Source organism: Janibacter corallicola NBRC 107790 (assembly GCF_001570965.1).
Lineage (GTDB): Bacteria > Actinomycetota > Actinomycetes > Actinomycetales > Dermatophilaceae > Janibacter > Janibacter corallicola.
Map to the genome: position 1 here is coordinate 32,229 of NZ_BCSR01000028.1, position 8,887 is coordinate 41,115.

At 69.7% G+C, this 8,887-nt stretch carries 9 protein-coding genes; 3 read left to right on the forward strand and 6 right to left on the reverse strand.

Translation table 11 applies throughout. From position 1 onward, the window contains the following. Positions 1-4: 4 nt before the first annotated feature. The 4 genes from JCO01S_RS10715 to JCO01S_RS10730 form a co-directional block, all read right to left on the reverse strand. A complete protein-coding gene (locus tag JCO01S_RS10715; RefSeq protein WP_068255142.1) occupies positions 5-2,515 on the reverse strand; it encodes an ATP-dependent Clp protease ATP-binding subunit in 2,511 nt (836 codons plus the stop codon). 164 nt (positions 2,516-2,679) lie between these two features. Next, positions 2,680-2,988 carry an antibiotic biosynthesis monooxygenase family protein gene (locus tag JCO01S_RS10720; RefSeq protein WP_068255145.1) on the reverse strand — a complete coding sequence of 103 codons (309 nt, stop codon included), beginning with the start codon at positions 2,986-2,988 and terminating at the stop codon, positions 2,680-2,682. After that, a complete protein-coding gene (locus tag JCO01S_RS10725) occupies positions 2,985-3,659 on the reverse strand; it encodes a DUF4328 domain-containing protein (protein WP_084342832.1) in 675 nt (224 codons plus the stop codon). Before JCO01S_RS10725 ends, JCO01S_RS10720 begins: the two co-directional genes overlap by 4 nt. 115 nt (positions 3,660-3,774) lie before the next feature. Continuing rightward, positions 3,775-4,971, reverse strand: a complete 1,197-nt coding sequence (locus tag JCO01S_RS10730; protein ID WP_068255151.1) for a YkvI family membrane protein — start codon at positions 4,969-4,971, stop codon at positions 3,775-3,777. Positions 4,972-5,072: 101 nt separating this feature from the next. Between JCO01S_RS10730 and JCO01S_RS10735 the strand changes: the two genes are divergently transcribed. Then, positions 5,073-5,660, forward strand: coding sequence for a flavin reductase family protein (locus tag JCO01S_RS10735; RefSeq protein ID WP_068255154.1), 588 nt, complete (start codon positions 5,073-5,075; stop codon positions 5,658-5,660). 1 nt (position 5,661) lies between these two features. On the opposite strand, the gene JCO01S_RS10740 is transcribed toward JCO01S_RS10735, so the two are convergent. Both JCO01S_RS10740 and ku read right to left on the reverse strand, forming a co-directional pair. Continuing rightward, positions 5,662-6,486 (reverse strand): Fpg/Nei family DNA glycosylase, encoded by an 825-nt coding sequence (locus JCO01S_RS10740; RefSeq protein ID WP_068255157.1) that lies wholly within the window; start codon positions 6,484-6,486, stop codon positions 5,662-5,664. Between the two features lie 13 nt (positions 6,487-6,499). Beyond that, positions 6,500-7,471, reverse strand: a complete 972-nt coding sequence (gene ku, locus JCO01S_RS10745; protein ID WP_068255160.1) for a non-homologous end joining protein Ku — start codon at positions 7,469-7,471, stop codon at positions 6,500-6,502. Positions 7,472-7,583: 112 nt separating this feature from the next. Between ku and ligD (JCO01S_RS10750) the strand changes: the two genes are divergently transcribed. After that, positions 7,584-8,519: a non-homologous end-joining DNA ligase gene (gene ligD / locus JCO01S_RS10750; RefSeq protein WP_068255163.1), complete on the forward strand. Its 936-nt coding sequence runs from the start codon at positions 7,584-7,586 to the stop codon at positions 8,517-8,519. Further along, positions 8,512-8,887 (forward strand): non-homologous end-joining DNA ligase LigD (ligD, locus tag JCO01S_RS10755; RefSeq protein ID WP_500778492.1); only part of this gene is annotated, 376 nt, incomplete at its 3' end. The genes ligD (JCO01S_RS10750) and ligD (JCO01S_RS10755), both read left to right, overlap by 8 nt.

The window sequence follows — 8,887 nt, forward strand, 5'->3', positions numbered from 1 at the left end:
CGGACTACTCGCCCGAGGTCTCGATGAGCGGGACGTTGATGTCCTCGCCCTTGTGGGCGCCGGCGAAGGTGAACTTCGCGTTCCGGCCCTCGCCCTCGACGTCGACCGCGACGATCTGGCCGGAGACGAGCTCACCGAAGAGGATCTTCTCGGAGAGCACGTCCTCGATCTCGCGCTGGATCGTCCGCTTCAGCGGGCGGGCACCGAGGACCGGGTCGTAGCCGCGCTTGGCGAGCAGCTCCTTGGCCGCGGACGTGAGCTCCATGCCCATGTCCTTGTCCTTCAGCCGCGCGTCGAGCTTGGCGACCTCGAGATCGACGATCTGGACCAGCTCCTCGTGGCTCAGCTGCGGGAAGACGATCGTGTCGTCCACGCGGTTGAGGAACTCCGGACGGAAGTGGTTCTTCAGCTCGTCGATGACCTTGGCCTTCATCCGGTCGTAGTCCGTGCGGTCGTCGTTGCCGGGCGCGAAGCCCATCGTCCCCTTGGAGATGTCCCGGGTGCCGAGGTTGGTCGTCATGATGATGATCGTGTTCTTGAAGTCGACCATCCGACCCTGGGAGTCGGTCAGGCGACCGTCCTCGAGCACCTGCAGCAGGGAGTTGAAGATCTCCGGGTGGGCCTTCTCGACCTCGTCGAAGAGCACGACCGAGAAGGGCTTGCGGCGCACCTTCTCCGTCAGCTGGCCGCCCTCGTCGTAGCCGACGTATCCGGGCGGGCTGCCGAAGAGGCGGCTGACCGTGTGCTTCTCGGAGTACTCGGACATGTCGAGGGTGATCAGGCTGTCCTCGTCGCCGAAGAGGAACTCCGAGAGCGCCTTGGCCAGCTCGGTCTTCCCGACACCGGTCGGGCCGGCGAAGATGAACGAGCCGCCGGGGCGGTGCGGGTCCTTCAGTCCGGCACGGGTGCGACGGATCGCGGCGGAGAGTGCACCGATCGCGTCGTCGTTGCCGACCACGCGCTTGTGCAGCTCGTTCTCCATGTTGAGCAGCCGCGAGGACTCCTCCTCGGAGAGCTTGAAGACGGGGATGCCGGTCGAGGCGGCGAGCACCTCGGCGATCAGCTCCTCGTCGACCTCCGCGACGACGTCCATGTCACCGGACTTCCACTCCTCCTCGCGCTTGGCCTTCTCCGCGAGCAGGTTCTTCTCGTCGTCGCGCAAACCGGCGGCCTTCTCGAAGTCCTGGCCGTCGATGGCCGACTCCTTCTCGAGGCGGACCTGGGCGATCTTGTCGTCGAACTCCTTCAGCTCCGGCGGAGCCGTCATCCGGCGGATGCGCAGCCGGGCGCCCGCCTCGTCGATGAGGTCGATCGCCTTGTCTGGCAGGAAGCGGTCGTTGACGTACCGGTCGGCCATCGTCACCGCGGCGACGATCGCCGGGTCGGTGATCGTCACCTTGTGGTGGGCCTCGTAGCGGTCACGCAGCCCCTTGAGCATCTCGATGGCGTGGGCCAGCGAGGGCTCGTCGACCTGGATCGGCTGGAAGCGACGCTCCAGTGCCGAGTCCTTCTCGATGTGCTTGCGGTACTCCTCGAGCGTGGTCGCGCCGATGGTCTGCAGCTCACCGCGGGCGAGCATCGGCTTCAGGATGCTGGCGGCGTCTATGGCACCCTCGGCCGCTCCCGCACCGACGAGGGTGTGGATCTCGTCGATGAAGAGGATGATGTCGCCGCGGGTCTTGATCTCCTTGAGCACCTTCTTCAGGCGCTCCTCGAAGTCACCGCGGTAGCGGCTGCCGGCGACGAGCGAGCCGAGGTCGAGGGTGTAGAGCTGCTTGTCCTTCAGCGGCTCCGGCACGTTCTCGTCGACGATGTCCTGGGCGAGGCCCTCGACGACGGCGGACTTGCCCACGCCGGGCTCACCGATGAGGACGGGGTTGTTCTTGGTGCGCCGGGAGAGGACCTGCATGACCCGCTCGATCTCCTGGCTGCGCCCGATGACCGGGTCCACGTCGCCGTCGCGGGCGGCCTGGGTCAGGTTCCGGCCGAACTGGTCGAGCACGAGCGAGCCGGACGGCTGCCCCTCGGCGGGGCCGGAGGCGGCACCGACGCCGGCACCCTGCCCCTCCTTGCCACCCTGGTAGCCGGAGATGAGCTGGATGACGGTCTGGCGGACCCGGCCCAGGTCGGCGCCGAGCTTGACGAGGACCTGGGCGGCCACACCCTCGCCCTCACGGATGAGGCCGAGCAGGATGTGCTCGGTCCCGATGTAGTTGTGACCCAGCTGCAGCGCCTCACGAAGGGAGAGCTCCAGCACCTTCTTCGCGCGCGGCGTGAACGGGATGTGGCCCGACGGCGCCTGCTGGCCGGGGCCGATGATGTCCTGGACCTGCTCCCGGACGGCATCGAGGGACACACCGAGGGACTCCAGCGCCTTGCTCGCGACGCCTTCACCCTCATGGATGAGGCCGAGCAGGATGTGCTCGGTCCCGATGTAGTTGTGGTTGAGGAGGCGCGCCTCCTCCTGGGCGAGGACCACGACCCGGCGGGCCCGGTCGGTGAACCGTTCGAACATGGGATCTGTCCCTTCGTGTTGCTAGAACCACGACTCTAACCGCCCCGCGCCCTGATGCCGCAGGATCGGTGATTCGGGTGAGACAACGCCCCTTCCCCTCGGCCTGTTCCCCCACCGCGCCCGCCTCTTCCGTGTTCGCTCAGAGCACAACCGGCGGGCGGCCCTCAGGAGGCAGGGACGTCGAGCACCACGTCGAAGCCGAGCAGCTCGGTGCCCGTCGAGACCGGCGTGCGAGGGTTGGCCGCCTTGTGCGCCCGCCGCCCCTCGCCGTCGCGCCAGGCCTCGAAGGAGGCCTCGTCGGCCCACCGCGTGACCACGAAGTAGCTCCCGCCCCCGTCGGTGGGGCGCAGCAGCTGGAAGCCCTCGAAGCCGGGGGCCTCCTCCACCGCCCCCTGACGCTCTGCGAAGCGCCGCTCGAGCTCCTCGCCGGCCCCGTCGGGCACGGTGATGACGTTGATCCGCACGATGCTCATGCTTCGACGATATCCCCGGCCACCGACCGCCGGGCCCCGGTGGTCGCCGAGCGGACCACCCGCCACCACAGCGCCCAGGCGACCACCGCCACGACCGCGACCACCTGCTGCACCCGGATCCAGGCCATCAGGTCCGAGGCCGTGAGCAGCTCCCCTCCCGTGGGGTCCAAGGCGGTGATGGTGGAGAGCACCAGCCAGGCGATCCACCACGGCAGCGGATTCGGTCGGCGCGCACCCACCCCGCGGGCGGCGTCGGCCACCACCTGGAAGGGGAACCACAGGTTGACCACCGGCACGATCCACCCGAGGACCGCCCAGTGGGCCGCGCGGCGCTGGTGGGTGCCCGGGGAGGCCCACTCGGCGACCTGACGCAGGCCGAGCAACCACACCGAGGTCGCGACGAACGCGGCGAGGACCCCGAGGAGCGCGACGATGCCGAGCACACCGACGAGCAGCAGCGTGGTCTCGCCCGAGCGCCCGCCACGTTCCCACCAGACCACCAGGTCCTCGGTCCGCAGCGTCAGCACGAGAGCGCTGGCCACCAGCGCAGCCGTGGTCAGCGCGGAGGCGCCGATGACGGCGTGGTGGGAGAGCACCGGCGCCCGGGGTGGCCTCGTCCCCACCGACGGGGACGAAGAGGTGGCGTCGCGAGTGGCGTCGTCCTGACTCATGCGGGGAACCTACGGACCCGCGGTCACCCCCGCTCGTCGATGACCGCGACCCTGTGGACAACCGGCGAAGGGGGTCGGCCCGGGGCCGACCCCCTTCGTCAGGACATCTCTCGGATCACACCCGCTCGTGGACCGTCGGGTCGCTCGCCTGCGTGATGCTCTGCCCCTTCCGGGTGACGATGAGGTAGGTGCCGCGCACGAGGAGCGGAACGGCGAAGACGGCGATCATCGCGTACCCCATCGCGGTGTAGCCCTTGGACACGAGGTCGATGATCCCGACCTGCGCGAGGATCAGCGCCAGCAGGAGGGTGACGACCGCGACGGCGCCGCTGGCCCGGCGGCTCAGCGGCCGACGGTCGAGGTCCAGCAGGTTCTGGTCCACGCGGGCGACGAGGGCGTAGATCATCCCCGTGGCCGTCTCGATGAGGGTCCACCCGACGACGATGCCGAAGACGACCATGACCCAGGCCGCCTCGGGACCGAGCATCTCCAGCCATGGGACCGAGGCGTCGAAGATGCCCTTCTGCGGGTAGAGACCCATGAGCGCGAAGTACGTGAGGAACCACGGGATCGTCATGAAGAGGCCCGCGACCAGTCCGGCGACCGCCGTGTGCTGCAGCCGGGTCTGCCGCTGGACGGTGAAGAGCGCCGCCGGGTACACCGCGAGGTTGTACCCCACGTAGAGCAGGCCCGACCAGATGACGGCCCACATCGAGACGTCGGGGTGCAGCGAGTGGTCGCCGGAGGAGAGGGTGTGCACCATCGCGTCCCAGTTCTTGGAGATCACGAGCGTGGCGAAGAGGATGTAGCCGAGGTAGAGGGCGACGGTCCCGATGCTCTTGAAGCGCTCGATGAGTCCCTCGCCGTAGTAGTTGAGCAGGCCGACGAGCACCACCATCAGCGCCACCCCGACCCAGTAGTTCAGGCCGAGGGTCTCGCTGAGGATCTCCCCCGTCGCGGCGGCCATGATGGCGATGATGAGGATCGCCAGCAGGATGTAGACGATGTCGAAGAGCCAGTACAGCGGCCCGATGAGCACCTGCAGCAGGCTGCGGTAGTCGAAGGCCTGGAAACGGCGCGCGATCTCGAACATCAGGAAGGCCATCAGCCCGAACCCGACGAAGGTGGCCAGCCCCGAGATCCAGCCGAGCGAGCCGTACTTCGCGCCGAACTGGACGATCTCCCGGCCGGTGGCGTAGCCACCGCCGATGAGCACCGACTGGAGGATCACCCCCGGGAGCACGATCCGGCCGTAGGGCCCGTTGAAGAATCCCTCACGCGGGGCCTGCTCCCGCTGCTCCTGAACCGTCATGACGCTCCCTTCCCGCGGCGAGCACCGCCGACGTGGCAGGGAGCCTAGAGCAAACTGGGAACTTCCTGTGGGATGCGCGCAGTCGCCATAGGCTGTCCTCCATGCGCACGGTCTTCGACCCCACGGACCCCGGCACGAACGCCTACGACCTGCTGACGAGCATCGTCGTACCACGACCCATCGCGTGGATCACGAGCACGGGCGCGGATGGCGTCGGCAACCTCGCTCCCCACTCCTTCTTCAACGTCGTCTGCCAGAAGCCCGCGATGATCAGCTTCACCTCCGTCGGACGCAAGGACACCCTGCGCAACGTCCTCGCGACCGAGTACTTCGTCGTGAACCTCGTGCCCGAGGAGCTGGCGGAGAGCGCCAACGCGAGCAGCGCCCCCTTCGAGCCGGGGGTGGACGAGGCCGCGCACGTCGGCATGCGGCTCGAGCCGAGCGAGGTGGTTCCGGTCCCCCGGGTCGCCGACTCCCCCACGTCGATCGAGTGCCGGCTGCACTCGAGCCTCAAGCTCGGCAACAGCCACCTCGTCATCGGGGAGGTGAAGGCGATCACCGTTCGCAGCGACGCCCTCGAGGACGGGCGCCCGACCATGGACGCGCTGCGACCCGCCTCGCGCCTGGGGCGGGACGAGTGGGGGCGCGCGCCTGAGGTCTTCCGGATGGAGCGCCCGCGCCGGGCCTGAGTCAACTGCGTCGCTGGCAGTTCCCGCACCAGTAGAGCGTGCGGCCGGCCACGTCCTTGGCCCTCACCCGGGAGCCACAGACCCGGCACTCCTGACCGTTGCGCTTGTAGACGTAGGAGGTCCGCTCCGCGAGGTGGACGTCCTCCCCCTTCGCCAGGGCGGACTCGACCTGCTCGACCTCATCCGCGACGGTGACGATCCGACTCGTCGCGACCCCGAGCGGCAGCAGCCGGCGCAGGTCGGCCCAGACGAGCTCCCACGAGGCCCGCCCCAGCCGACGACCCGGGGTCATCGGGTTGATCCGGTGGCGGAAGAGCACCTCGCAGCGGTACACGTTGCCGACCCCGGCGAGCACGTGCTGCTCCATGAGCAGCGCGGCGATCGACTTGCCGGAGCGGTGGATTCGCTCCCACGCGGCCTCGGCGTCGGTGTCCCGCAACGGGTCCGGGCCGAGCTTGGCGTGCACCGCCTTCTCCTCGTCGGGAGTGATCACGGCGCAGGTCATCGGGCCGCGCAGGTCCGCGACGTGCTCCTCGGTGGCGATCCGGCAGCGCACCTGACCGGTCACCGGGCGCTCCCCCACGTACGCGACCGCGTCGATGGTGAAGGTCCCGATCAGTCCGAGGTGGACGTGCAGGATCCGCTCACCGGAGAACTCGACGAAGAGGTGCTTGCCGTGTGCGCGCGCCTCCACCACCTCGAGGCCGTCGAGCAGCCCGGCGCCGGAGGCGAAGCGGCCCTGCGGGGAGGAGACGGCCACGGCCCGGCCGGCGAAGGCGGCGTGCAGACCGGCCGCGATGCGGTGCAGCGTGTGTCCCTCGGGCATGGCGAAGGGGGACTCAGCTCGCCTTCTTCTTCGTGGTCGACTTCTTGGCGTCCGACTTCTTGGCCGTCGACTTCTTGGTGCCCGACGTCCCCCCGGACGACTTCTTCGACCCGCCCTTGGACGAGGACTGCTTCGACGAGGTCGACTTCTTCGCGGCAGCCTTCTTCCCGCCCTTGGCGGCCCCCGAGTCCTTGGCCGGGGCCTCGCCACGGGCCGCCTTGGCCTTGTCCACCGAGCGGGACAGGGCCGCCAGCAGGTCGACGACCTCGCCGGAGTCCTCCTCGGTCTCGGCCGGGGCGGTCACCTCGCCCCCTTCGACCTTGGCGCGCACGACCTCCTCGACGGCGATCGCGTAGTCGTCCTCGAACTCCTCCGGCTCCCAGTCCCCGGCCAGCTCGTCGATGAGCATCCGGGCCATCGACATCTCCTTCTCGGTGGCCTCACCGACGTCGTCGAGGCGGGCGAAGTCGGTGGCACGGATCTCGTCGGGCCAGAGCATCGTCTGCATGACGATGACGCCCTCGCGCACCCGCAGCACGGCCAGCGTCATCCGGGTGCGGATGGAGACGGTGACCACCGCCATCCGCCCCTCGGCCTCGAGCGCCTCGCGCAGCAGGACGTAGGGCTTCTGCGCGGACGTGTCCGGCTCGAGGTAGTAGCTCTTGTCCAGGAGCATCGGGTCGATCTGCTCCTGGGGGACGAACTTCTCGACGCTGATCTCCTTGCTGGAGCGCACCGGCAGACCCGCCATGTCCTCGTCGGTGAGGACGACCATCTCGCCGTCCTCGGTCTCGTAGCCCTTGGCGATGTCGTCGTAGGAGACCTCGTCGCCGTCGATACTGCAGAAGCGCTTGTAGCGGATCCGGCCCCCGTCGCTGGCGTGCACCTGGCGGAAGCGGATGTCGTGGTTCTCGGTCGCCGAGTACAGGCGCACGGGGACGTTGACGAGGCCGAAGGAGACGGCCCCCTTCCAGATCGCGCGCATGTGGTCCTCCCGCGGGTGTGCGTGTACGCCAGCCTACGCGGATCTCAGCTGCCGCTCCCTGAGGCGAGAGTCCGCGCAGCGGGCGAACCTCGAAGGGCGGCAGGATGGACCCATGCGCCCGATGCTCGCCACCCTCACCGAGACCGTGCCCACGGGCGACGAGTGGGTTCACGAGGTCAAGTGGGACGGGATGCGCCTGCTCGCCGACGCGAAGGGCGGCGGCCTCACCCTGACGAGCCGGTCCGGTCGGGACGTCACCGCGACCTTCCCCGAGCTGGTGCCCCTCGCCGACCTCTACGACGACATGCTCCTCGACGGCGAGGTCGTGGCACTCGAGGGCGGACGCCCGAGCTTCGGCGCCCTCGCCGAGCGGATGCACCTGGGCGAGAGGCGAGCCGCGGCCCGGGCGGCGGTGGCGCGACCGGTGACCTTCATGGTCTTCGACCTCGTGCGGCTGCTCGGGCAGGACCTCACCGGCCAGCCGTGGCACGTGCGCCGGGAGCTGCTCGAGCGCCTCGAGCTCGACGGCCCGCGCTGGCAGGTCCCCGCGACCCACGACGACGGCGAAGGACTCCTCGCCGCGACCGTCGAGCAGGGCCTCGAGGGCGTCGTCTCCAAACGCCGCACCTCCCCCTACGCACCGGGCCGCCGCTCCCCCGACTGGCTCAAGCTGCCCCACCGCGACACCACCTCCGTCGTCGTCTGCGGCTGGCGCCCCGAAGTCGACGGTGACCGGCTCGGCGCCGTCCTCGTCGGCCGGCCGGGCGAGAAGGACTGGCAGTTCGTCGGCCGGGTCGGCTCGGGCCTCGCCGGACGTGCGGGCGCGCACCTGCTGACCAGGCTGCGTCCGCTGGAGGTGGGGGGCTCCCCCTTCACCACGGAGGTGCCGCGCGAGGATGCGGTGGGCACGACGTGGGTGGAGCCGGAGGTCGTCATCGACGTCGCGAGCCTCGGCCGCAGCAGCGGTGGCCGGCTGCGCCAACCCTCCTTCCAACGGTTGCGCACCGACCTGACCGCCGCCGACCTGTGGGAGACCGGCGATGGCTGAGCCGGACGTCACGCACGTGGAGGTCGCCGGCCGTCGACTGCGGCTGACCTCGCTGGAGAAGGTCATGTACCCCGCCACCGAGACGACGAAGGGGGAGGTCCTCTCCTACTACGCCCGAGCCGGGGAGACGGTGCTCGCCCACCTCGCGCAGCGACCGGTCACCCGGGTGCGGTGGCCGCACGGGACGGGCGAAGGGAGCTTCTTCGAGAAGAACCTGCCCTCCGGCGCACCCAGCTGGCTGCCGCGGGTGCAGGTCGAGGACGTGACCTATCCGCTCGTCGAGGACCTGGCCCAGCTGACCTACCTGGTCAACCTCAACTCCGTCGAGCTGCACGTGCCGCAGTGGCGCGTCGAGGCCGACGGCGAGC

Bases quoted from the DNA above. Each gene is read 5' to 3' on its own strand.
- ku (WP_068255160.1), bottom strand. From the start codon at position 7,471: ATGCGCGCGATCTGGAAGGGGGCCGTCTCCTTCGGCCTCGTCAACGTC.
- JCO01S_RS10720 (WP_068255145.1), bottom strand. From the start codon at position 2,988: ATGAGCATCGTGCGGATCAACGTCATCACCGTGCCCGACGGGGCCGGC.
- JCO01S_RS10735 (WP_068255154.1), top strand. From the start codon at position 5,073: ATGCGCACGGTCTTCGACCCCACGGACCCCGGCACGAACGCCTACGAC.
- ligD (WP_068255163.1), top strand. From the start codon at position 7,584: ATGCGCCCGATGCTCGCCACCCTCACCGAGACCGTGCCCACGGGCGAC.
- JCO01S_RS10730 (WP_068255151.1), bottom strand. From the start codon at position 4,971: ATGACGGTTCAGGAGCAGCGGGAGCAGGCCCCGCGTGAGGGATTCTTC.
- JCO01S_RS10725 (WP_084342832.1), bottom strand. From the start codon at position 3,659: ATGAGTCAGGACGACGCCACTCGCGACGCCACCTCTTCGTCCCCGTCG.
- JCO01S_RS10740 (WP_068255157.1), bottom strand. From the start codon at position 6,486: ATGCCCGAGGGACACACGCTGCACCGCATCGCGGCCGGTCTGCACGCC.
- JCO01S_RS10715 (WP_068255142.1), bottom strand. From the start codon at position 2,515: ATGTTCGAACGGTTCACCGACCGGGCCCGCCGGGTCGTGGTCCTCGCC.